The following is a 24,649-nucleotide window of genomic DNA, read 5'->3' as shown; positions in this document are numbered from 1 at the left end:
TTTATCCGTAATATTGATTGATGGCTTTGCATAAGCCATTGGTAAAAATGATGCATAGCAAAATCGTTACAATAATCGCAATGCCCGGCAGTAGTACCGTCCAAGGCGCTAGATAGAGTAGTTCGAGGGAATCCTTGATCATCGCTCCCCATTCAGGTAGTGGACGTTGGGCGCCAAGGGAAATAAAGCTCAGCGCGCTAATATCCAAAATCGCGACCGTGAGTGCGCGGGCAATTTCCTGAATATAAGGAACGGTGATATTTGGCAAAATAGTACTTTTAATCAGCTCCCATTTAGAAATGCCATCGAGTTTTAAGGTTAGCACATAATCCTTGCTTAATTCCTGTTGTACTGCCTGCGCAATGGCATGAATAAAGTAAGGTAGAATCGCCAATAAGGTTGCGAACATGGCATTAATCAGGCTCGGTTCCATTAGTGTTGAAATAATAATGGCAATAAGCAAAATTGGAATCGATAGAAAGGCATCGAAAATATGTCCCAAGATCCGCGATTTAATGCCACCGGTCATGCCCGCCAAAATGCCTAAAGAACCACCAATTAGTGCGGCCAGCAATACGACAACCAGAGATGAACCGAGGGTATAACGGGTGCCCATAATCAGACGGCTTAGCAGATCGCGACCTAGGTCATCGGTACCGAAGAAAAAGGCGATTTTCCCTTCTGCAACCCAAGATGGCGGTATCAATTCTAGGCCGACAAATTGTTGTGAATCACTATAGGGCATGAGTAGGGTCGGGAACACGCTTACCAACGCCAAGAGACAGAAAAGGTAAAAACTAAATAAGGCAATACGTTTTTTCCGAAAGGCCAACCAGATTTGATAAAGGGAGGTACTTTCGCGGAATTCATCAGCTTCTTTATCGTGCATACCAGCCCTTCTTATTATATGGATCTAAAATAAACATCACGCTTTTGGAGAAGGTGTCAATAATGATGATACAAATCCCGATTACAACCACTCCAGCCGCAATACTGTTGTAGTCCTGTTGAGTTACCGCATCGATTAACCAACGCCCAATCCCCGGCCAGCTCAGTACGGTTTCCACCAGCATACATTGGGTGAGTACTAAAGTGAATACGCGGGTTAATTGCGGTAGCAATAATGGGAAGGTATTGCGGAAAACATAGCGATGCAGAATTTTCCATTTTGACCAACCGCGGGTGACAGCAATTTTGGCATAGTTTTGATTAAGCAAAAATTCACTACGCGCTTGGATAATGCGAATAAATTCCATCGCCGGTAAGATGCATAGGATCAAACTTGGCAAGGCCAAATGCTGCAATACATTTTGTACGATTTTTATACGATAAGGTGCATCCACAAACCACACATCAATCACCGGGAAACCACTTACTGTAGGAATCTCGTAAAGCAGGTTATATTGACCGCTAGCAGCAATTTCCCAATGATAAATCGCAGCAAAATAAAGCAGAATCGGAGCCAGCCAGAATACCGGGATCGATAGCCCGAATGCGGAAAAGCCTTGTAGTGCACGAGCAAAGAATCGTTGATTTTCTATTGCGCTGATAATTCCCAACGGAATGGCAAAGAGAAATGCCAGCAGTAACGCCGTGCTACAAAGTTCTAGTGTTGGAGGCAATACGGTAGAAATCAGTCCCCACAGGGATTCGCCACCGTTGTAAGTGATACCGAAGTCGCCATGTAATAATCTTTTTACGTAATTCCAATAGGAATGTAACAGGCTATTGGTCACTAGTTCAGCATTTAACGGATCGCGTAACAAAATACTGAAACTTAATAGAGATAAAATCAGCAGTAAAATCAGCATCCAAAAAAGATGGCGAATAGCGGAAGAGAGCATTATTTTTTCTCCTTCGCAGTGAAATGTAATGTGGCAAAATTAATTGAACCGAACGGTGTCATTTCAACGCCCAGTACCTTACCGTTGGCGACCAATAAACGTTTTACATTGGCTAATGGAATGATTGGTAGTTCATCCAAAATAAGTTCCTGCGCTTGGTTATAGGCCTTTGAGCGTTCGTATAAATGATTGGTTGCAATTGCTTTGTCCATAATCTGATCAAATCGATCATCACACCAATTGGACAGGTTGGTGATTTCATTTTTGGTCCCACAGCTGAGAATCGGTCGCATAAATCCATCGGGGTCTAAATTTCCGGCCAACCAACCGGTCAGAATGAGATCATAATCCTCGGCATTATTGCGTAGCTGTTCAATTAAAAAGGTACGGGTGACCGAACGTACATTCACCTGCACACCGGCCTGAGCTAAATCCCATTTAATTAATTCAGCCATTTTAATTGGGGAGGGGTTAAAGACCTGCTCTTCATTCATCACCCATAAGTTGAGAGTTAATTGCTTGTCCTGTAATTTTTGTTTGGCTTCATCAGGGTTGTAGTCAAAGGCAAAATCCGGCGTATTGATGGAGGAAGCCCAAGACACATTCGGAATAATATTATTGGCAACCGAAGCTGTGTTGTGATAGATGTTTTTCACAATCCGCCAACGATTTAAGCTTTGGCTAATCGCTTGGCGTATGGCTTTATCACGCATCAACGGTTTTTGGAAATTAAAGGCTAAATAGGCCAAATTCATGCCATCGGCAGATTTTAAATAATAACGTTCGTCTTTATTGCGTAATAAGCCCAATTGGCTCACTTCCGGATAGGAAGCCAGTTGGCATTCATCGTTAAAGAATTTGATCAAACGGCCACTGCGATCGGCGGATAGATCCACCACGATATTTTGGATTCTAGCCTCTTTTTTCCAGTAATCCTCATTACGAATCAGGCGGACATATTGGTTATATACGTAGTCCCTCACCTGATAAGGGCCGGTGCCAACAGGGTGGGTATCTAGCTGTGTTAGGTTATCATCGGCACTTAATTGGTAGGCATATTCCTGTGAGAAAATAACCGCATATTGACTGGCCAAATGAGACAAAATTGAAGCATCGGGTTCGAATAAATCAATTTTGACCTGATATGGATTAATCGCTGTGACCGCTTTAATTTTGCGGTTTAAACGGATACTGTCAAAGTATGGAAAATGAACCTTCTTCGCTTGCTCGTGAAAAATTCGGTATTGCGGATTGCTATAATTCACATCCGTTTCGTTTAGCGTTGGTAAGTAGGTATCATGGCCCAATACCCGATTAAGTGAGAACACCACATCTTCAGCATTGAAATCGCGGGTCGGTGTAAACCAAGACGTGTGGTGAAATTTCACCCCTTTGCGCAAATTAATCAAAATGCTTTTGCCATCGGCAGCAATAGAGTAGGAAAGTGCCAATGCTGGATTGAGCATGGCACTATGATCTTTGATTTCAAACAGTTTGTTATATACCTGTTCGGTGACCACATTCATACTGGTACCGGCATCAGCGGTTTGTGGATTAAAGGAAAAACCCGAGGCGTTGGTACAGTAAGTAATGCCGTTATCGGTTAGAATTTCCGGTACGCGTGGCGCCGCAGCCGCCTCAAAGGACAGCAACGGAGCGCTCATAAGACAGCAAAAAGCAAGTGTTCGACGAAACATAACCGATAGAATTGTGATAAATTACGCGGATTGTAAAATATCTCGCTCAAAATGGCCAGCCTAGGCCCTGCAAAGGAATTTTTTTGAATGTTTAACAGCCTGCAACGCGAAATTCAGCAATTTGTGCAACGCGGTTTTGATAGCCAATTACGACTTGCCGTGACAGGGCTTAGTCGTAGCGGTAAAACTGCCTTTATAACTAGCTTAATTAATCAATTGTTACATATTGGACCTGGTGAAAACCGGCATCTGGGATTATTTCACGCGGCCCAAGATGGCAGTATTTTGGCGGTGAAACGAATTCCGCAATTGAATTTAAGCGTGCCGCGTTTTGACTATGAGGCCAATTTAGCCGATCTGCAGCAAAATCCACCACAATGGTGTCAATCCACTCGTGGTGTCAGCGAGACCCGATTGGCAATTCGTTATCAACGTCAAACAGGACTCTTACGCCATTTAAAAGAGCAGGCGACATTGTATTTGGATATTGTTGATTATCCAGGCGAATGGTTGCTGGATTTGCCATTGCTGGAGATGGATTTTATAACCTGGGGTCAAAGCCAACGTGCCGTAACTGTGGGAACCCGTGCACAATTAGCGCATCAATGGCAAGCTAAAGCCGCACGCTTGGATTTAACTGCACCGGCCAATGAAGATGTACTGGCCGATATTGCGGAGAGTTACACGGATTACCTCAACGCCTGTAAAGCTAGTGGAATGCAATTTATTCAACCGGGGCGCTTTGTGTTGCCGGGCGAATTGGCTGGAGCTCCGGCACTACAATTTTTCCCATTACTACATCTTTCCGATGCGCAGTTAAGTCAATTGGCAGAGCATGCAAAATCCAATAGCTATTTTGCCCTGTTGCGTAAACGCTACGATTATTATCGCCATAAAATTGTTAAACGCTTTTATCAAGATTACTTTGCTACCTTTGATCGCCAAGTGATTTTGGCCGATTGCTTAACGCCACTGAATCATAGTCGGCAGGCATTTATTGATATGCAAACCGGGTTGAATCAATTATTTGGCAATTTTCACTACGGAAAACGGAGTTTACTGAATCGGCTATTTTCGCCTTGTATTGATAAGTTGTTATTTGCTGCCAGTAAAGCGGATCATATTACTGCTGAGCAATTGCCTAATCTGGTAAGCCTAATGCGTCAATTGGTACAGCAAGGAGGGCGCCACGCGGCATTTGCCGGAATTCATGTGGATTATGGCGCGATCGCGGCAATTCGCGCGACTAAACAAGTGAATGTGACAACACAGGGACGAACCATTAAGGCCTTGCAGGGTATTCGTTCTCGCGATAAAAAGCCGATAACTCTATATCCCGGTAGTGTGCCGGCCAAATTACCGGAAGCGGAATTTTGGGATAAACGGCCGTTTGAATTCGATAGTTTCGATCCACAACCGCTCGCTCCGGAAGGTCGGATTCCGCATTTGCGTATGGACGCTGTATTGCAATTTTTATTGGCGGATCGCTTGGTTTAGTTGAATGGTACGTTAAATGTGACATAAAAACGCCCCCTTGCTTTTAAAAGTTTTATCTAAAATAGATTGTAAGTATTTGATTTTATTAATGTTGATTTTTAAATCACAAAGAAATGTGACATTTTTTGTTAAAAAGCTAAAAAATTAAGGCTAACCAGCCTGAAGGATTGCCTTTTATTTCAGGTTTGGGTAGAATCCGCGCCGATTTTTTTATAAGCAAGATATAGCGATTGCTCTGATTGTTAATATCAAACAAAGTCACTATAAATTTCAGTAGAATGAAAGTGGTTTTTATCAACAAAGGAGCAATTTATGAAATTAAAATCCTTATTAGCTATCGCTATCGGAAGTACTCTCGCAGCCACCGCAATGGCACATGAAGCCCATGCCCCTCAGGGCGCGACTGTTGTCGTTAAGATTGAGCAGTTGGATCCGGTCAATGGTAATCGTGATGTGGGAACTGTAACCATCAGCGAATCGCCTTACGGTTTGGTGTTTACTCCGGACTTACATGGTTTAGCTGCCGGTGTACATGGTTTCCACATTCACCAAAATCCAAGCTGTGATCCGAAAGAAAAAGACGGTAAATTGACAGCAGGTTTGGCGGCCGGTGGTCACTGGGATCCGAAAGAAGCTAAAAAACACGGTTATCCTTGGCAGGATGACGCCCATTTAGGCGATTTACCGGCATTGATCGTGTTGGCTGATGGTACGGCAACTAACCCGGTGTTAGCACCACGCATTAAGAGTTTGACGGAAGTTGTTGGTCATTCGATGATGATCCACGAAGGCGGAGATAACCATTCTGACCATCCAAAACCATTGGGCGGTGGCGGTGCTAGAATGGCCTGTGGGGTAATTAAATAATTTTTTTAAGAATAAAGTGCGGTGACTTTTAGAGCTTTTTTAAGTGGCAAAAACTCTGTAGTAAAAGTCACCGCACTTCCTTTTCACGCAAAAGCGGCCGATTGGCCGCTTTTTTATTTTAAGTAGTTTTATTGCATCACTTCAGCGTGATATTGAAGTTTGGCAATGGCATCGAGTAATTGTTGATTGCTAACTTTATCCTCAGCGACGACTTTCACCATACCATTATCAATGGCTGCTTTTGTGCTGATGACTCCATCGATTTCGCGCAATTCCCGATTCACTAAATAGGCACATAATTGACAGTTCATTTCAGCCACTTTCAGCATAACAGTTCGTTCGGCTGCCAAACTTGAAGTCGCCAATCCGAGGGCTAATACTGCGCCCAGTAATTTTATTTTCATTTAAGCTCCCATTTCTAGAATCCAAGGTAGTAGCGTCGGATAGGTGAGAAAGAACAAAATCACCAAGGACACCAATAGATACAAAATCTGTAAGGTGCGACGCGATAAATATTTGCTACAAATAATTTTTTTAGAAAAAAATAGCAACCAAAAACCATAGCTAAAGGCCACCAGCGATATCAACAGCATTGGCAAACGCAAGTAATCGTATTCGCCAAAAGCAATCAAGGTGCTGGAGGAAATGCCAAAGGCCAGATAGATTAATGGCGCGATGCAGCAAAGAGTTGAGGCTACCGCCGCACTAAGCGCGGTAGCCACGGCCAACCAAAGGGATTTAGTTGAGCTTTTTGGAGACGTAGTCATAACTAAAGCTTTTCGCATCGAAAGAGTTTAGCGGATCGCCACCCACTTCGGCATAAGGATAACCAAAGTTGTTGATTGGCGTTAATTCAGGTTGCGGATAAAGGTTGAAGTCACGTGCATAGTTAAAGCCAACCCAGTTGCCTTCCCAGTTACCGAAAAGATATTGCGCTACGGCTTGCGTATCCTTATCTTCAACGGATTTTTTCTCGGTTAAACGCATTTTGGCAACGTCCGCAGAATCAACCGGTACCCAACCGAAACCGGCTAGATAGAATTCGGCACGGCAATGTTGCCCACCATTTTCATTGGCAACACCATGTTCATCTGCGCCACCAAAGGCTGATTTTGAATATTTCGCCATTTTTTCTGCTGCGCCTAAACGAATACCGAAAATTTCTCGTGCCGGAATACCGGAAGCGCGTGCCAATGCAACAAAGACAGAGTTAATATCGGTACATTTTCCTTTTAATACACCGGTAGTTAGGATCTTTTCCACATCCCCGTCGCCACAGCCTAAGACGGAATTATCCCGTTCCATATTATTGACGATCCATTGGTGGATTAATTCAGCTTTTTTCAGCGGATTAGTTTCGTTACCAACAATTTTATCGGCAAATTGTTTCACAATACCGTCGGTTTTAATGTGTTTAGTTGCTTTTAAGAACGGTTCCACATCAATCGGATAATGAATTTCTTTTGGTGGTTGATAATCCTTTAATAAACCTAGTACCGCAGGTTCACGATCTTGGGTTTCGATCACCATTTTTAGGCTGAGCGCACGACTTGATGCACTTTTATCCCAGGTTGCAAACAGTGTTTGTGCACCATATTGGTTATTGTTGGTGAGATAAGCCTGTTGATAATCACCGCTGAATTCAATGGATTTTAATTTTTGATAGTCGCTACTAAAGGGAATCGGAATCCATAAATTGGTTTGGCCTTCCGAGCCTTTCGGCGCATTCAAATGGTAGGTTTGTGTGAATTCGTATTGGTGAACGGTGCTGTTCGGATTGGTTTGAGCAGTTGCAGCGCCGGTCCAAACGGTGGTCGCGGCAAGGGTTGCCGTGAAAAGCAATTTTTTCATGTTTCTATCCTTGATGAGACGTTAATAGTTAAAGCCTTAACACATTATATCGAGTCCAATAATGGACGCCGCTAGCATAGCGGCTTTTAGTGGATAGTCAATGCACAAATCCTGGCAGAAAAGGCTTTTTTAAGCGAATTTAGATTATTTTGATTTACGTCATTTTTCTCATTTGGGCTTATCGATAAACTGCGTCGTGAATTTTTTTCATTTTTAGTTTGTTTTTTTGTTTATTCATTCATTATTCCGGGAGAATATGATGGTGGGGCATTCAACAGATCTATCCCTTAGCCGTCGTCGTTTCTTACAGGCGGCGGGTGTAGCCGGCAGTATTGCAGGCATCAGTCAATTCACTTTACCTTTCAATGCCTTAGCTAAACCGGCTAAGGAAATTCAAGAAACCAGCGTATGGAATGTATGTGCCGGCAATTGCCATGGTCGTTGTGCGCTACGTTTAAAGGTGCGCGATAACGAGGTGTATCGGGTAGAAACCGATAATACCGGCCTAGATATTTACGGTAATCATCAGATCCGAGCCTGTCTGAGGGGGCGTTCTATTCGGCGGGTGATGAATCATCCTGATCGTTTGAAATATCCGATGAAACGGGTGGGCAAGCGAGGAGAGGCCAAATTTGAACGTATCAGTTGGGATGAGGCTTTAGACATGATTGCAACGAATCTGCAACGCATCGTCCAGGAATATGGTAACGAAGCGGTGTACATCAATTACAGCTCAGGCATCAGCGCGGGGAATATTACTCGTTCCTCAGCCTCAACCTCGATGGTAGCCCGTTTAATGAACTGTTATGGCGGATTTTTAAGTCATTACGGTACGTATAGCCGAGCCCAGATTCTCACCGCAATGCCTTACACTTACGGTACCAATCAGGGCAATAGCACCTCGGATATTATCAATTCGAAGTTAGTTGTCTATTTCGGTAATAACCCAATGGAAAATCGTAGCAGCGGTGCCGGTGTGACCTATCATTTGGAGTAGGCTCGTGAGGTTTCTCGCGCCAAGATGATTATTATCGATCCGCGTTATTCTGATACGGCTGCGGGCCGGGAAGATGAATGGATTCCGATTCGTCCAGGGACTGATGCGGCATTAGCGGCTGCTATGGCTTATGTAATGATCACCGAAAATTTAGTGGATCAACCATTCTTGGATAAATATTGCGTGGGGTATGACGAGAAAACCTTACCGCCGAGTGCACCTAAAAATGGCCATTACAAAGCTTATATCTTAGGTGATGGAGATGATCGCATTGCCAAAACGCCAAAATGGGCGGCACCAATTACCGGTATTCCGGAAGAGACAATTATCCGCTTAGCACGGGAGATTGCCACCACCAAACCGTGCTGCATTACCCAGGGCTGGGGAATTCAACGTCAATCTAATGGTGAACTTTCCGTACGAGCGGTGGCAATGCTAGCAATTTTAACCGGCAATGTGGGGATCCATGGTGGTAATTCCGGCGCTCGTGAAGAAACCTATAAGATTCCGTTTACCTATTTTCCGGCAGGAAAAAATCCGGTGAAAACCAAAATTCCTGTCTTTATGTGGACTGATGCCGTTGCGCGTGGATCTGAATTGACCGCCTTACACGACGGCATCAAAGGAAAGGATAAACTGAATGTACCTATTAAGTTTATTTGGAATTATGCCGGCAATACCCTGGTAAACCAGCATTCCGATATCAACCGTACCCACGATATTTTGCAGGATGAAAGTAAATGCGAAATGATCGTGGTCATCGATAATTTCTTGACCAGTTCGGCCCGCTACGCGGATTTATTGTTACCTGATTTGATGGTGGCTGAGCAGGCCGATCTCACGCCAAACGAATATGCCGGTAATATGGGCTATTTAATTTTCGGCCAACCAGCGACCACGCCGAAATTTGAGCGTCGCTCAATTTATTGGATGATGAGCGAATTAGCCAAACGCCTAGGTATTGAAGCACAATTTACCGAAGGTCGTAGCCAAGAGGATTGGCTTAAATTTGTATATGAAGATATGCGCAAAAAATTACCGGATTTTCCGGAATATGAACAAATGAAAGCGCAAGGCATATTCAAAAAACGCGATCCGAAGGGACATTTGGTGGCGTATAAGGCATTTCGCGAAGACCCTGAAAAAAATCCGCTCAAAACCCCGAGTGGCAAGATTGAAATTTATTCCGAAAGCTTGGCCAAGCTAGCTGCTACTTGGCAGTTGGAGGCGCCTGATATCATCCATCCGTTGCCGATTTACCATTATGGTTTTAATGGTTATGAAGATCCTAAACGGCAGCAATATCCGTTCCAATTGGTCGGCTTCCACTACAAAGGCCGTACCCATTCCTCCTATGGCAATGTGGCCATTCTACAGGCCGCAAATCCTCAAGAAGTATGGCTCAATCCGCTTGATGCAGCAGCCAAAAATATTACTGATGGAGCATTTGTGCGACTGTTCAATGAACATGGTGAAACCCGCCTGCCGGCTAAGGTTACGCCACGCATTATGCCGGGCGTGCTAGCCATTCCACAGGGCGCTTGGCACCAGGCCGATATGGCAGGCGATAAAATCGATCATAACGGCTCTATGAATGTGATTACTACCCAACGCCCATCGCCATTAGCCAAGGGAAATCCACAGCAATCTAATTTGGTGCAGATCGAGTTGGTTGGCTAAATATTAGAGGGGAAATAAAACGCCCCTCTGATTTTAGATGTTCTTCCTAAAAATAAAGCTAAGTCATTGATTTTATTGAAGTTGGTTGAAAAATGCGATTTCCCCGACAAATAACCTGAAGAATAGTGACTAAAATTCCGTGAGAATAATTCTTGTTAATCTTAACCATTGATTTTTATCAATTTTTTGTTTTTCATTAAAATTTGCAAGGTTATTTGTTGATCGGGGTCATGCTTATGGGATAGCTAATTTAGGGTAGTGGATTTTACAATCTTATCTCTTTTGGAGTTACTCAACTGTGGGGGATGAGTATGGCATTAAATCAATTAAGCCGGCGTAAATTTTTACAAACTTCATCGCTTGCCAGCGCGTTAGCCGCCACCGATTTGGCGCTGCCTTTTAAAGCATTGGCGGCACCCGGTGAAAAGGCAGAAGAAGAAAAAGTGGTATGGAGTGCCTGTACGGTAAACTGTGGTAGCCGTTGTCCATTGCGTATGCACGTGAAGGACAATCGCATCACCTATGTGGAAACCGATAACACAGGAACTGAAACCTATAATTTGGATCATCAAGTCCGAGCCTGTTTACGCGGACGTTCGATGCGTCGTCGGGTATATAACCCGGATCGTTTGAAATATCCAATGAAACGCGTGGGTAAACGGGGGGAAGGCAAATTTAAACGCATCAGCTGGGATGAGGCCTTAACCGAAATCTCGCGATCCTTACGTAAAAATATTGAGGCTTACGGTAACGAGTCGATTTATCTCAACTATGGCACAGGAACGTTGGGCGGCACCATGACCCGTTCCTGGCCACCGGGTGCAACAATGGTTGCGCGCTTGATGAACTGTATCGGCGGCTATTTAAACCATTATGGCGATTACAGTACTGCGCAAATCGCTGTGGCCTTAGATTACACCTATGGCGGTGGTTGGGCCTTGGGTAACAGTATGGCGGATATCGAAAACACCAAATTGATAGTGTTGTTCGGTAACAACCCTGCAGAAACCCGTATGAGTGGCGGTGGTTTAACTTACTGTATCGAACAAGCCAAGGCGCGTTCTAATGCGAAGCTGATTATTATCGATCCACGCTATAACGATACCGGTGCAGGACGTGAAGACGAATGGATCCCAATTCGTCCGGGTACTGATGCTGCCTTAGTCGCTGCCATGGCCTATGTGATGATTACCGAAAATCTGATCGATAAGCCATTTTTAGATAAATATTGTGTTGGTTTCGACGAAGTCACTATGCCAACCGATGCACCGAAAAACGGCCATTATAAAGCTTATATTTTAGGTGAAGGTGCCGATGGTATTGCGAAAACGCCGGACTGGGCCTCAGCAATTACCGGCATTCCGGCTTCTCGCATTATTAGTTTGGCGCGTGAAATTGCTACGACCAAACCTGCTTTTATCGCCCAGGGCTGGGGACCACAACGACGCAGTAACGGCGAATTTATTTCGCGGGCGATTGCGATGTTGCCGATTCTTACCGGTAATGTGGGGATCCATGGGGGAAATACTGGGGCAAGGGAAAGTGCTTATGGATTGCCATTTGTACGTATGCCGACTCTCACTAATCCGGTGCAGGCCAGTATTCCAATGTTCTTATGGACTGATGCTATTGTACGTGGACCGCAAATGACAGCCTTAACTGACGGTATTCGTGGTGTGGAAAAACTTTCCGCTCCGATTAAGTTTATTTGGAACTACGCCAGTAACTGTCTGATTAATCAACATGCACAAATCAATCGTACTCACGAGATTTTACAGGACGAAAGCCAATGCGAAATGATTGTTACCATCGACAATCATCTGACTTCAACGGCCAAATACAGCGATATTTTATTGCCAGACTGTACCGCTTCGGAGCAAATGGATTTTGCCTTGGATGCTTATGTTGCGAACATGAACTATGTGATCTTCGCAGATAAAGTAATTCAACCATCCTTTGAATGCCGCAATATCTATCAAATGTTAAGTGATTTGGCCGAGAAATTGGGCGTTAAAGAACAATTTACCGAAGGTCGTACACAGGAAGAATGGTTGCGTCATATTTACGCACAATCCCGTGAGGCATTGCCGGAACTGCCAAGTTTTGAAGAGTTCCGCGCGCAAGGTATTTTCAAGAAGGTCGACCCGAATGGCTGTTTTGTCGCTTATGAGGACTTCCGTCGTGATCCGGAAAAACATCCATTACAAACGCCAAGCGGCAAAATTGAAATCTATTCTTCCCGTTTAGCGGAAATTGCTAAAACCTGGCAATTGGCTGAGGGGGATGTGATCGATCCGCTACCGATTCATGTACAAAGTTTTGAGCATTATGGTGATCCTTTAATGGAAAAATATCCATTGCAATTAAGCGGTTTCCATTATAAAGCGCGTACCCATTCCACTTACGGTAATGTCGATGTTTTACAGGCAGCGAATCCTCAGGAAATGTGGATTAATCCGCTTGATGCAGCTTCCCGTCAAATTAAAGATGGAGACAAGGTACGTATTTTTAATGATCGCGGTGAAGTGCGGGTTGATGCCAAAGTGACTCCGCGGATTATGCCGGGGGTTGTCGGACTGGGCGAAGGTGCTTGGCACGATGCTGATATGTTCGGCGATAAGATTGATCATGCGGGCTGTATTAACGTGCTCACTACACAACGGCCATCACCCTTGGCCAAAGGCAATCCGCAACACTCCAATTTAGTTCAGGTTGAACGTTTATAAGGACTTTTCCATGAAACAATATGGTTTTTATTTTGATTCCGAACGCTGTACGGGGTGCAAAACCTGTGAGATGGCTTGTAAGGATTACAAAGATTTGGACAGCTCGGTAAATTTTCGTCGTATTTATGAATATACCGGTGGTAATTGGACGGCCTTAGACAACGGTTGTTGGCACCAGGATGTGTTCGCCTACTATATGTCGATTTCCTGCAACCATTGTGACAATCCGGTATGTACCGCAGTTTGCCCAACGGGCGCTATGCATAAAAATGCCGATGGTTTTGTCATTGTGGATGAAGATACTTGTATCGGTTGTCGTTATTGCCACATGGCTTGTCCTTATGGCGCACCACAATTTGATGCGCGCAAAGGGCATATGACTAAATGTGATGGTTGCTATGAGCGTATTGGCCAAGGCCATAAACCAATTTGCGTAGAAGCTTGTCCATTGCGCGCCTTGGATTTCGCTCCGATTGATGAATTACGTGCCAAATATGGCTCTCAAGCATCGATCGCACCGTTACCGTCAGCGGATAATACTCATCCGAACTTGGTGGTTAAACCTAATAAAAATGCCCGACCAAGCGGCGATCAAAGCGGATTCTTAGGTAATCCGCGGGAGGTTTAAGATGAACGGTTTACATGAATTTCCGCTAATTTTATTTACCGTATTGGCACAGGTCGCAGCCGGTGCCTGGTTGTTGTTATTGTTTCCGGTAGCCGGTGCATTTGCGGACAAACAACGTCAATTACAACGTGGTTTATGGCCAATTTTATTGTTTTTAGCTATTGGTTTTGCCGCGTCTATCATGCACTTGGGGAGCCCTTGGCGGGCATTTAACTCGCTAAATCGGGTTGGACAGTCGATGTTAAGTAATGAAATTGCTTGCGGCGCGCTGTTTTTTGCCTTAGCGGGTGGCTATTGGTTATTGGCCTTAATGGAAAAAATGCCGAAAGGTTTAGGGCGTTTATGGTTACCGTTAAGCGGACTAGCCGGTTTGGCATTTATGTATGTGATGAATCGGGTGTATCACATCCCAACCGTGCCGACATGGGATAATCTATTTACAACATTTAATTTCTATTTAACCGTGGTGCTTGGTGGTACGGCATTAGCGGCGCCGTTATTATGGCGCGTGGGCGACAAAGCCACATTATTACCAAAGCTTTTCCTATGTGGTTTGGGCGTTGCGGCGATTGTTGCTGTTTATCAAGGATTTGAGTTTGCCCAATTGCGTACCGGTGTGACATCTTTTGCGGCATTGGTGCCGGATTATGCGTACTTAACTGCATTGCGTCTTTGCTTATTAGCCGTCGCGGCCTGTTTGCTATGGCGGCGTAAAGTTGGTGGTGCAGTGGTAGCATTATGCTTAACCTTGCTGGCGGAAATGATTGGCCGTAGCCTGTTCTACGCAATGCATATGACATTAGGCATGGCTTTTTAGACTAATAGTTGGTTTTTAGAAAAAATAAAAGGGGGCAAAACGCCCCCTTGTTTTTTAGAGTTTTGCAAAAAATTGAATCTAACTCATTGATTTTATTAGAGTTGCTTTGAAAATATATAAGGTGTTGATTTCTTTTCGTTTTTCTTTTGAACGGTTTAGAGCAATGGACTAAAGAAGAAAAACAATTTTTCGATAATTCGATGATAGAACGGCCGTTTGGACCAAATAGCCGGATCTAAGCGCTCGGATTTTTGCAAATAATTGTCATGTAATAGTGAGACTTCATTCGCAAAAGCACGATCTTCCACTGCCATCATCACTTCAAAATTCAGTAAGAAACTGCGTAAATCCATGTTAACCGTGCCAACCAAGGCTAGACGGTTATCGATCAGCACGCTTTTAGTGTGTAGTAGCCCTGCCTTAAAGCCATAAATTTTCACACCGGCATCCAGTAAATCATCAAAGAAGGTACAACTGGCCCAATGCACCATGAGTGAATCATTTTTATAGGGCACGATAAGGGACACATCTACGCCACGCAGGGCAGCAATTTGTAAGGCTTCAGCAATGTTATGGCTTGGTACGAAATAAGGCGAGGTAATAACAATACTTTCGCGCGCACTAAAGATTGCACAAGCTAGGGTTTGCGCCACCAGATCATTTGGGAATGCCGGTCCGGAACCGATAATTTGTACCGAATGGGTATCGTTATCGTCAACACTCGGCGGTTGTACTGCCGGCAATGTTGGTAAAATTTCTTGGCGGGTTTCGATTTCCCAATCCCAGGCAAACAGACTATTCAGCACGGGGGATACCGGGCCATTGATGCGTACCATCATATCAACCCATTCACCGACATCGCTGTCCTGTTTGAAATATTTAGGATCGACCATGTTCATGCTGCCGGTATAGGCAATTTGATTGTCGATAACCACGATTTTTCGGTGTTGACGCAAATCGATGCGGCTAAAAAACATCCGTAGCAGATTCACATGCAGAGCCTCAATAATCGCGATGCCATTCGCTTTCATGGATCGACAGGCGACACTTTTCAGAAAATGTTTACTTCCCACAGAATCTAGCAGGATTTTGACTTTAACCCCGCGATCCACGGCTTCTTTTAAGGCGCTGGCAACCTCTTCAACCCTTCCGGCTTCTGCCCAAATATAAAACAGCATATGTACGCTGTGTTCAGCTTGCTTTATATCATTGATAATACTGTCAATAATGCTATCTGGCGTATCCAAAATATGCAGTTCATTACCGCGTACACAAGGAATACCTAAACGTCGATAGGCCAAATTAAATACAGGGCTAAATTGAAGATCCTGTGGAGCACTAATCAGCGGACGCTCTTCACTCAAGCGCGAGAGCCAGTTGAGATATTTGGGATGGAGCATACGAAATGCATTAGCGCGGCGACTACCTAAGTTGACTTCACCTAAGATTAAATAAGCCAATACACCGACTACGGGTAACAAATAAATCATCATTAGCCAGGCTAAGGTGACGGATACAGCCTGTTTGCGTATCAGTAAACGTAGGGTTACGGAAATTACCGCAATCCAAATAACCACGGGAATGATATAAACCAGTATAATGTGCTCAAAATTCATGTTTTACCGCTTTTATGAAAATAGACGTTATTTATCAGCATCGAGATTTTATCATTATTTACAAACCTTGTGGCCTCAGTGTCCACAAAGATAACGAGGCCATAGGTCTAACCGCGCATTTAGCTAAGCAATTGAGGTTAGCTAAATTATGGTTAGTTCACCGTTTAGACAAGGTGACTTCCGGTTTATTAATGTTAGCTACCAATAGCCAAAGCGCTGCCGAATTATCGCAATTGTTCGCTAATCGTCAGGTTGATAAAACCTATTTGGCCTTAACTCGACATAAGCCGAAGAAAAAACAGGGAAGAATTGTCGGGGATATGCAAAAGGCGCGGGATGGCGCTTGGAAACTTTGTCAAAGTCATGAGAATCCGGCGAAAACCCGTTTTATTAGCGTCGGTTGTGAGCCTCATTTGCGGCTTTTTGTGCTCTATCCGGAAACGGGGAAAACCCATCAACTGCGGGTCGCGATGAAAAGTTTGGGAAGCCCAATTCTCGGCGATCTGTTGTATGGCAAAAAAGAGGAAATAGCGGATCGGGTATATTTACATGCCACCCGTTTAGAATTTGTTTATCAAAAACAACGCATTCAGGTTTGTGCATTGCCACGTGAAGGTGAATATTGGCATCGTCAAGCAGTGAAAGAAAAAATACAGGAAATGGGATTTGTTACACAAACGGAATCGATTGCGCAAGAGGAGTGAGAATTTTTGTGATCGAACTCTCATTCAAATTGAAAATAATTTTTTTATTTGTTAAAAATAGGTTACATTTTCCCCAATTTTTTTACCAAGGCGGACGAGCAATGAATTTACATGAATACCAAGCGAAAGCGTTATTTAAGGATTACGGCTTACCGATTAGCCGCGGCGTAGTGTGTCGTAGTTCCGATGAAGCGGCAGCAGCTATCGATACCCTCAGCGGTGATTGTTGGGCCATCAAGTGTCAGGTTCATGCCGGCGGCCGTGGTAAGGCTGGCGGAGTCCGTTTGGTGCATAACAAATCGGAAGCTCGCGCTTTTACTGAACAGTGGTTGGGAAAAAATTTAGTAACTTTCCAAACCGATAAGCATGGCCAACCGGTTAATGCGATTTATCTGGAAGAAACCTGCAATATTGCTAGTGAATTGTATTTAGGCGCGGTTATTGATCGTAGCTCCCGCCAAATTGTCTTTATGGCATCAAGTGCCGGTGGAATGAATATTGAAGATGTGGCACGTGAAACGCCGCACCTAATCCATAAAATGCCACTCGATCCATTATTGGGAGCATCCGCTTATCAAGGTCGCGAATTGGCCTTTAAATTAGGTTTACGCGATGAGCAGAATAAACAATTCACCCATATATTCACCCAATTAGCCAAACTTTTTGTAGAAAAAGACGTTTCGTTGTTGGAAATCAATCCGTTGGTCGTTACTCAAGAAGGGCAGTTATTATGCTTGGATGCCAAAATTACGATTGATGATAATGCACTGTATCGTCATCAGGATTTAAGTGCCTTGCGTGATTTCACCCAAAGTGACATTCGCGAAGCCCAAGCGGAACAGCATCAGTTAAATTATGTTGCTTTAGAAGGCAATATTGGTTGCATGGTGAATGGTGCCGGCTTGGCTATGGGAACCATGGATATTGTTAAACTTTATGGTGGTGAACCGGCTAACTTCCTTGATGTGGGCGGCGGTGCGACTAAGGAACGGGTAGCTGAAGCCTTTAAGATTATTTTGACCGATAAAGCGGTAAAAGCAGTGTTGGTGAATATTTTTGGCGGTATTGTACGTTGCGACTTGATCGCGGAGGGCGTCATCGCTGCAGTTAATGAAGTTGGCGTGGCCGTACCGGTGGTAGTGCGTTTAGAGGGCACTAATGCCGAATTAGGACGAAAAATTTTAGCTCAAAGTAATTTGAATCTTATTGCCGCGAATAGTTTACAAGAAGCGGCGCAAGCGGTTGTGGCTGCAGTAAAAGGAGAGTAAGACATGGCGATTTTAATCAACCAAGACACCAAGGTTATTTGCCAAGGCTTTACCGGTTCACAAGGAACCTTTCACTCAGAACAGGCGCTTGCATACGGTACTAAATTAGTTGGCGGTGTTTCACCGAATAAAGGCGGCACTACCCATTTAGGTTTACCGGTATTTGATACGGTAGCGGATGCAGTCGTGGCAACCGGTGCTACAGCGACCATGATTTATGTACCGGCTCCGTTTTGTAAGGATGCTATTTTAGAGGCCATTGAAGCCGGTATTAAGTTGATTGTTTGTATTACCGAAGGTATTCCAACCTTAGATATGCTTGCAGTAAAAGCCAAATTAGAACAAACCGATGTGGTGATGATTGGGCCAAATTGTCCGGGTATCATTACACCAGGAGAATGCAAAATCGGTATTATGCCGGGACATATCCACAAAAAAGGGAAAGTTGGTATTGTTTCCCGTTCCGGTACATTAACCTATGAGGCGGTCAAACAAACCACCGATGAAGGGTTTGGTCAATCCACTTGTGTTGGCATTGGAGGCGATCCGATTCCGGGTTCTAGTTTCATTGATATTTTGCAGCGTTTCCAAGCGGATCCGGAAACCGAAGCGATCGTTATGATTGGTGAAATTGGCGGTAGTGCGGAAGAAGAAGCAGCAGCCTTTATTCAAGACCATGTGACTAAACCGGTTGTTGGATATATCGCGGGAATTACCGCCCCAAAAGGCAAACGTATGGGGCATGCCGGCGCGATTATTAGTGGTGGCAAAGGTACTGCAGAAGACAAAATTAATGCACTTGAAGCGGCAGGCGTGAAAACCGTAAGAAGTTTAGCGGAAATTGGTGCAGCCTTGCGCGGGCTATTAAAATAAATATCAGCCGTTATGCGAATTCAATCCGGTTTGATTGTTTGAATCGAACCGGATTTTTATTTGCTCGTTATTTTTTATAACGAAATCATATAACCTAGATCCAAAATCCTGTATAATTTGCGCAAATTTTCTAAAGGATAAGCGTAATGAGTCAATTCTTTTATATCCATCCGGAAAACCCGCAAATCCGTTTGATTAATCAAGCGGTTGAAATTTTACGTAATGGCGGGGTTATCGTCTATCCAACCGATTCCGGCTATGCCTTAGGTTGTATGATCGGCGATAAACACGCGATGGATCGCATTGTGGCAATTCGTAAGTTACCGGAAGGGCATAATTTTACCTTGGTTTGCAGCGATTTATCGGAGCTTTCCAACTATGCTCAAGTGAGTAATAGTGCATATCGGTTAATTAAAAATAATACCCCGGGACGATATACCTTTATTTTGACCGCAACCAAAGAACTGCCACGTCGTTTGATGACCTCAAAACGTAAAACCATCGGCATTCGTGTACCGGACAATCAAATTGCATTGGATTTACTGAATGCCTTAGGTGAGCCGATTCTTTCCTGCTCCTTAATGTTGCCGGACGAAGATCATATTACTCAGGCTGATCCGGAAGAAATTCGCGACCGTTTGGAACATCAGGTTGAACTGATCATTCACGGCGGTTATCTCGGTCAGGAACCGACCACGGTGGTGGACTTAACGGAAGATACACCAATTATTCTCCGCCAAGGTAGTGGGCCGACCTCTCCATTTATTGCATAACGACGCTTGGGAAAGCGACAAAGGACACTTTATGAAACCCATTAAAAATACCCAATCCCGTAATTCTTCTGTTGCCAAAAATCCGGTCAAATCCACTGCAAAAGGCGAAAGTGAAAAATTACAAAAAGTACTCGCGCGTGCCGGACAGGGCTCTCGCCGCGAAATTGAAACCATGATTAGCGAAGGACGCATTAGTGTTGATGGCAAAATCGCGACACTTGGCGATCGGATTGATGTGCATTCCGGCGTGAAAGTGCGTATTGATGGTCGTCAAATCAATCTGACCGTAGCGCAAAAAGAAGTATGTCGCGTGTTGATGTACTACAAACCGGAAGGTGAACTTTGTACCCGCCATGATCCGGAAGGGCGCGCTACCGTATTTGACCGTTTGCCGCGTCTTACCGGAGCCCGTTGGATTGCAGTTGGCCGTTTAGATATCAATACATCCGGTTTGTTGTTATTTACCACTGATGGTGAATTAGCAAATCGTTTAATGCATCCAAGCCGCGAAGTGGAGCGGGAGTATTCGGTGCGGGTATTTGGCCAAGTTGACGAGGCTATGTTGCACCGATTACGTAAGGGCGTGCAATTGGAAGATGGGCCGGCTTCCTTTAAAGAGATTAAATTTGGCGGTGGTGTAGGGATCAATCAATGGTTTGATGTCACACTAATGGAAGGACGCAATCGCGAAGTTCGTCGCTTATGGGAATCACAAGGGATTCAGGTGAGCCGCTTAATTCGTATTCGTTATGGAAATATTAAGTTGATTAAAGGTTTACCGCGTGGCGGCTGGCAGGAATTGGATCTTGCTAATGTTAATTATTTACGTGAACTGGTGGGGCTTGCGCCGGAAACCGAAACCAAATTGGATGTGACCCAGGCAGCGCGTCGCCCGAAATCCAGCCAAATTCGTAAAGCGGTGAAACGTTATACCGAACTTAATAAACGCTATAAAAAATAAGTAGTGGGGTATCAGGATGAAAATGCAGCAACTGCGCTATATCGTAGAAATCGTTAACCAAAACTTGAACGTCACGGAAGCGGCTAATGCGCTTTACACCTCTCAACCCGGTATCAGTAAACAGGTGCGTTTATTGGAAGATGAACTCGGCTTGGAAATTTTTGAACGTAACGGCAAACATATCAAAGCCATTACTCCGGCCGGCAAGAAAATTGTGGCAATAGCCCGAGAATTATTGGTGAAAGCGCAGGGAATCAAGGCGGTTGCTAATGAATATACCCAACCAAACCACGGTGTGTTGCGTATCGCCACCACTAATACCCAAGCGCGTTATATGTTGCCTTCGGTGATTGAACGTTTTTCTAAACGCTATCCCGATGTTAGCCTGCATATTCATCAAGGTTCACCGACACAAATTCACGATGCGTTAATTTCCGGTGAAGTAGATTTAGCGATTACCACCGAAGCGCCTTATTTATTTGATGATTTGATCCAGTTACCTTGTTATTTATGGAATCGTTCGGTGATTGTAAAACCCGATCATCCATTGGCTCAGGTCAAAGATTTGACGATTGAAGAACTTGGTCAATATCCATTGGTGACCTACACCTTTGGTTTTACCGGCGTATCGGATTTGGATTATGCCTTTAATAGCGCAGGTATTTTGCCGAATATCGTATTTACCGCGACCGATGCCGATGTAATTAAAACCTACGTGCGGCTGGGCCTTGGAGTCGGTATTATGGCCTCGATGGCACATACCGAAGCGGATACGGATTTGGTGGCGATTGATGCCGGCCATTTATTCCGTGCCAGCATGACTCAGATCGCCTTTAAACACAGCACCTTCCTACGTAATTACATGTATGATTTTATTGAGTTTTTCTCCCCTCATTTGACCCGTAATATGGTCGAAAAAGCCGAACGTCTACGGGATAACAATGCCGTGAAGAAACTCTTTGATGATGTGCAATTAGAGGTGAAATAAAACGCCCTATTGATTTTCAGAGTTTTCTCAAAAACAACATGTAAGTCATTGATTTTATTACAATTGATTTAAAAATAAAAAAACGCCCGCATTTGCGGGCGTTTTGTTTGGGCTTGGAATATTAGAATTCTAATTTTGCATTAAGTACCACTTCTCGACCATAACCTAAGGAAATCGGCACGATATACTTATCCGCATTGCCGGAGGTGGATTGGTAATACACTTTATCGGAAAGGTTTTTACCGTTTAATTGGAGGCTTAACTTCTTACCGGCAAGCTTGGTTTCATAAGCTAAGAAAGCATCATAAACCGTAGCATGTGGGATTTTATAAGCCGTTTTGTAGTTTGCGGTATAGGCATACCAGGAACCCAAATAACGAGCTCCACCGCCAATTCGCCAATGGCCGTTCAACATTTCGCCCAAATCATAGCTTAAGAATAACGCCGCTTGATGTTTTGGAACACCGTTAAGTTGTTTGCCAATTGCGACCGGATAAAGGGAATTTTCGCGACTGTTCACCTTGGTGAAAGTGTAGGTGAGGGAAGCGCTGAGTTTATCCGTTAAGGAGCCGTTGACATCCAATTCCAAACCACGGGAGCGTTGTTTGCCGACAACATTCAAGTAGCTATCACCATTGATGGTAGAGGATTCGGCCACATTCTTTTTGTTGATATTGAATAATGCCAAGGTTGCATTGATGTTGGCACTTTCATATTTGGTACCGATTTCAATGGATTTGCCTTCTTCCGGTTTTAAGTTGGAATCCACTTGGCTGGCAATACTGTATTGTGGACGGAAGGATTCCGCATAATTCACATAGGTCGCCCAATTCGGAGTGAATTTATAGACGGTTCCAAATTGATAGAGTAATTTACCATCATGCTGATCGGTATTCGGTTTAAATGCTGCACCAATACGATGGCGACCGGCCACTTGATCGAAATATTCATAGCGTAAACCACCGGTTACAATCAGATTGTCGGTCAAATAAGCGGTATCTTGGATAAAGACGCCAAGAGTTTTCACATTGTTGATCTGATAGTTGTTGGCTGCGAGGGTTTCTTTAGCATTAGGATCCGTATAAACCGGGTTATCGATATTCAAGTTGCTCCAACCGCCATTGTTATACACCGGACCTGTTGTGCGGTAATTGCGTGAGGCATCAACACCTACGATAAAGCGGTTCGCCACATTGCCGATAGCAAATTCACCAACTAAATTTAAGGAAGCGCTATGTAGCCGTTGATCCGCCGCTTGTTTTTCTAAACGACGTAATGCTGTACGAGGAGCCACAGTGCGTGTTGTTGCACCTGATGTATATCTGAGAGAATTGGTGTAATCGGTATTCACAGCCACAACGCGGGTTTGGCGATAGAAATATTTATCGCGGGCGTAGCCGTAGGCAAAATTCAATTTCCATTGGTCGTTAAGCTTACGTTCGATTTTTACTTGGATATTATCGGTTTTGCCTGTGGTTTGGTTGTTCGGTTCATCCAAACGGCGCTCCGCAGGAATATTCACCACAGTGCCATTTACTAGCTGGGTACCACGATCAAACGGTTGGGTATAATCTAAATGTTCATAGGCTACCAAGACTTTAGTCTTATCATCTTCCCAAGAAAGGGATGGCGCATAAGTTGTTGTTTTGATTTTGCCGAAATTACGCCAGTAATTTTTTTCCTGCTTATCGTAAATAAAGCGGTAAGCAAAGCCATTCCCTAAGCCACCGGTAGAATCCAATTGAGTTCCCCACATACTATTGTTGCCCACGCTGCCACCAATGACATGTTTGCTTTGTTGTTGTGGTTTTTTCGTGATGACATTGACGATACCGCCCGGATCTTGGATGCCATACAGTACCGAAGCCGGGCCTTTTAATACTTCAATGGTTTCGGTGGTTGCACCAAAGTTATGGGAAGGCCCTGCTTGAATACCATTACGCATAATTGAATTATCGCGATTGCCGCCGAAGCCGCGTTTTTGCACGGCATCGAATACGCCTCCTAAGGTATTGGCTTGGCTGACACCACTGACGCTAGAAAGGGCATCGACTAAATCATTAGGTTTGCGATCTTCTAGCAATTTGGAGGTCACTACATTCACGGTCGTTGGGGTATCGATAATCGGTACATTTACTTTTGATACGGAAGATGTACCAATAGCATGATAGCCAAGTTGTTGTAATTCTTCGGAATTAACGTTGATTTGTTCCAGTTTTTCCGTATCGGCCGATTTTTCTTCAGCGTAGGCGGAGTAGGATAGGACGGCTAATAAGGCCGTGGAAATGAGGTTTAAGCGAAATTTCATAAATAGCTTTCCTATAAACACATGTAAATATAAAAAGGAGCGGCAGTATACAGGAAATGCAATCGTTTGCTCAATAGAAATTATTTCTATTTCGATTGCTCCGATCAGCAAGTATTTATGACAATAAAAAAACCAGTCATTTGGCTTGAACCGTAGAGCGGGATTGTAGGGAGTATTCTTTTTCTTAAGCCAGTCAACCTCGGTCTTTGTAGGGGGGGGCTAGGCATCGTTTTTCTCGCGTAGTAACACCGCTTAATGCCTATTTACTAGCGTGTTACTAAGCTTGTTACTAAAAAATGCGGTTAAAGACGATTAAATCTGATTAGTGGCGATAAGCAAAAGGGCTGAAAAGCCTTGAAAACACTAGGAAAAACAAAACCCCGCGGTGAGTTTCGCGGGGTTGTGTTTAGGGTAAATGGTGCGACTAGCTGGACTCGAACCAGTGACCCCCACCATGTCAAGGTGGTGCTCTAACCAACTGAGCTATAGTCGCGTAAAAACGGCGCAGATAATAAAGTTTTTTTGACTTGATGACAAGCCCATTTTTGCAAAGC

Annotated in this window: 18 protein-coding genes, 1 tRNA gene and 2 pseudogenes; 12 read left to right on the top strand and 9 right to left on the bottom strand. The window is 44.1% G+C overall.

The window, feature by feature from the left end:
- Position 1 precedes the first annotated feature (1 nt).
- The 3 genes from CKV74_RS09075 to CKV74_RS09065 are packed head-to-tail and all read right to left on the bottom strand — an operon-like array spanning position 2 to position 3,541.
- Positions 2 to 889 (bottom strand): ABC transporter permease subunit, encoded by an 888-nt coding sequence (locus tag CKV74_RS09075; protein WP_007243166.1) that lies wholly within the window; start codon positions 887 to 889, stop codon positions 2 to 4.
- Positions 879 to 1,844 (bottom strand): ABC transporter permease, encoded by a 966-nt coding sequence (locus tag CKV74_RS09070; protein ID WP_007243168.1) that lies wholly within the window; start codon positions 1,842 to 1,844, stop codon positions 879 to 881. The genes CKV74_RS09075 and CKV74_RS09070 overlap by 11 nt, the downstream gene beginning before the upstream one ends.
- Positions 1,844 to 3,541, bottom strand: coding sequence for an ABC transporter substrate-binding protein (locus CKV74_RS09065; RefSeq protein WP_095177048.1), 1,698 nt, complete (start codon positions 3,539 to 3,541; stop codon positions 1,844 to 1,846). Before CKV74_RS09065 ends, CKV74_RS09070 begins: the two co-directional genes overlap by 1 nt.
- Positions 3,542 to 3,628: 87 nt before the next feature.
- On the opposite strand from CKV74_RS09065, the gene CKV74_RS09060 reads away from it, so the two are divergent.
- Complete coding sequence (locus CKV74_RS09060) at positions 3,629 to 5,038, top strand: YcjX family GTP-binding protein (RefSeq protein ID WP_007243160.1); 1,410 nt, start codon at positions 3,629 to 3,631, stop codon at positions 5,036 to 5,038.
- Positions 5,039 to 5,350: 312 nt separating this feature from the next.
- Positions 5,351 to 5,905: a superoxide dismutase family protein gene (gene sodC, locus CKV74_RS09055; protein WP_095177047.1), complete on the top strand. Its 555-nt coding sequence runs from the start codon at positions 5,351 to 5,353 to the stop codon at positions 5,903 to 5,905.
- Positions 5,906 to 6,033: 128 nt separating this feature from the next.
- On the opposite strand, the gene CKV74_RS09050 is transcribed toward sodC, so the two are convergent.
- From CKV74_RS09050 to CKV74_RS09040, 3 genes are read right to left on the bottom strand one after another with little or no spacing between them, the layout of a single operon-like run.
- A complete protein-coding gene (locus CKV74_RS09050) occupies positions 6,034 to 6,309 on the bottom strand; it encodes a heavy-metal-associated domain-containing protein (protein ID WP_007243129.1) in 276 nt (91 codons plus the stop codon).
- Positions 6,310 to 6,672 (bottom strand): hypothetical protein, encoded by a 363-nt coding sequence (locus tag CKV74_RS09045; protein ID WP_095177046.1) that lies wholly within the window; start codon positions 6,670 to 6,672, stop codon positions 6,310 to 6,312.
- Positions 6,644 to 7,756 carry a transglutaminase-like domain-containing protein gene (locus CKV74_RS09040; protein WP_007243116.1) on the bottom strand — a complete coding sequence of 371 codons (1,113 nt, stop codon included), beginning with the start codon at positions 7,754 to 7,756 and terminating at the stop codon, positions 6,644 to 6,646. Before CKV74_RS09040 ends, CKV74_RS09045 begins: the two co-directional genes overlap by 29 nt.
- A gap of 259 nt (positions 7,757 to 8,015) precedes the next feature.
- On the opposite strand from CKV74_RS09040, the pseudogene CKV74_RS09035 reads away from it, so the two are divergent.
- The 4 genes and pseudogenes from CKV74_RS09035 (at position 8,016) to CKV74_RS09020 (ending at position 14,604) form a co-directional block, all read left to right on the top strand.
- Positions 8,016 to 10,433 (top strand): annotated as a pseudogene (locus CKV74_RS09035) (DMSO/selenate family reductase complex A subunit).
- 311 nt (positions 10,434 to 10,744) lie between these two features.
- Entirely contained in the window at positions 10,745 to 13,159 is a 2,415-nt protein-coding gene (locus tag CKV74_RS09030) for a DMSO/selenate family reductase complex A subunit (protein WP_007243144.1), read from the top strand.
- A 10-nt stretch (positions 13,160 to 13,169) separates the two neighbouring features.
- On the top strand, positions 13,170 to 13,787 hold the full coding sequence (locus CKV74_RS09025) for a DMSO/selenate family reductase complex B subunit (RefSeq protein ID WP_095177045.1): 618 nt from the start codon (positions 13,170 to 13,172) through the stop codon (positions 13,785 to 13,787).
- A 1-nt stretch (position 13,788) separates the two neighbouring features.
- On the top strand, positions 13,789 to 14,604 hold the full coding sequence (locus CKV74_RS09020; RefSeq protein WP_007243121.1) for a DmsC/YnfH family molybdoenzyme membrane anchor subunit: 816 nt from the start codon (positions 13,789 to 13,791) through the stop codon (positions 14,602 to 14,604).
- Between the two features lie 155 nt (positions 14,605 to 14,759).
- Here the strand turns inward: CKV74_RS09020 and cls are convergent, their stop codons facing one another.
- Positions 14,760 to 16,220, bottom strand: coding sequence for a cardiolipin synthase (cls, locus tag CKV74_RS09015; RefSeq protein ID WP_007243137.1), 1,461 nt, complete (start codon positions 16,218 to 16,220; stop codon positions 14,760 to 14,762).
- 14 nt (positions 16,221 to 16,234) lie between these two features.
- Between cls and CKV74_RS09010 the strand changes: the two genes are divergently transcribed.
- The 6 genes and pseudogenes from CKV74_RS09010 to cysB all read left to right on the top strand — a co-directional run bounded on the left by CKV74_RS09010 (position 16,235) and on the right by cysB (position 21,787).
- Positions 16,235 to 16,924, top strand: a complete 690-nt coding sequence (locus tag CKV74_RS09010) for a TIGR01621 family pseudouridine synthase (protein WP_095177044.1) — start codon at positions 16,235 to 16,237, stop codon at positions 16,922 to 16,924.
- 101 nt (positions 16,925 to 17,025) lie between these two features.
- Positions 17,026 to 18,192, top strand: coding sequence for an ADP-forming succinate--CoA ligase subunit beta (gene sucC / locus CKV74_RS09005; protein WP_095177043.1), 1,167 nt, complete (start codon positions 17,026 to 17,028; stop codon positions 18,190 to 18,192).
- 3 nt (positions 18,193 to 18,195) lie between these two features.
- A complete protein-coding gene (gene sucD / locus CKV74_RS09000; protein ID WP_095177042.1) occupies positions 18,196 to 19,065 on the top strand; it encodes a succinate--CoA ligase subunit alpha in 870 nt (289 codons plus the stop codon).
- Positions 19,066 to 19,211: 146 nt separating this feature from the next.
- A complete protein-coding gene (locus tag CKV74_RS08995) occupies positions 19,212 to 19,838 on the top strand; it encodes an L-threonylcarbamoyladenylate synthase (protein WP_095177041.1) in 627 nt (208 codons plus the stop codon).
- A gap of 73 nt (positions 19,839 to 19,911) precedes the next feature.
- Positions 19,912 to 20,799: pseudogene (gene rluB, locus CKV74_RS08990) on the top strand (23S rRNA pseudouridine(2605) synthase RluB); the annotation flags it as partial.
- Positions 20,800 to 20,815: 16 nt separating this feature from the next.
- A complete protein-coding gene (cysB, locus tag CKV74_RS08985; protein WP_007243111.1) occupies positions 20,816 to 21,787 on the top strand; it encodes an HTH-type transcriptional regulator CysB in 972 nt (323 codons plus the stop codon).
- A gap of 121 nt (positions 21,788 to 21,908) precedes the next feature.
- Here the strand turns inward: cysB and CKV74_RS08980 are convergent, their stop codons facing one another.
- Both CKV74_RS08980 and CKV74_RS08975 read right to left on the bottom strand, forming a co-directional pair.
- Complete coding sequence (locus CKV74_RS08980) at positions 21,909 to 24,095, bottom strand: TonB-dependent siderophore receptor (RefSeq protein ID WP_095177040.1); 2,187 nt, start codon at positions 24,093 to 24,095, stop codon at positions 21,909 to 21,911.
- Positions 24,096 to 24,511: 416 nt separating this feature from the next.
- Positions 24,512 to 24,588: transfer RNA gene (locus tag CKV74_RS08975), tRNA-Val, on the bottom strand.
- Between the last annotated feature and the right edge of the window lie 61 nt (positions 24,589 to 24,649).

The sequence above is a fragment of the Haemophilus pittmaniae genome, from assembly GCF_900186995.1.
GTDB lineage: Bacteria > Pseudomonadota > Gammaproteobacteria > Enterobacterales > Pasteurellaceae > Haemophilus_D > Haemophilus_D pittmaniae.
The sequence above is the reverse complement of the archived record's forward strand: the minus strand, read 5'-3'. Positions and strand labels throughout refer to the sequence as shown.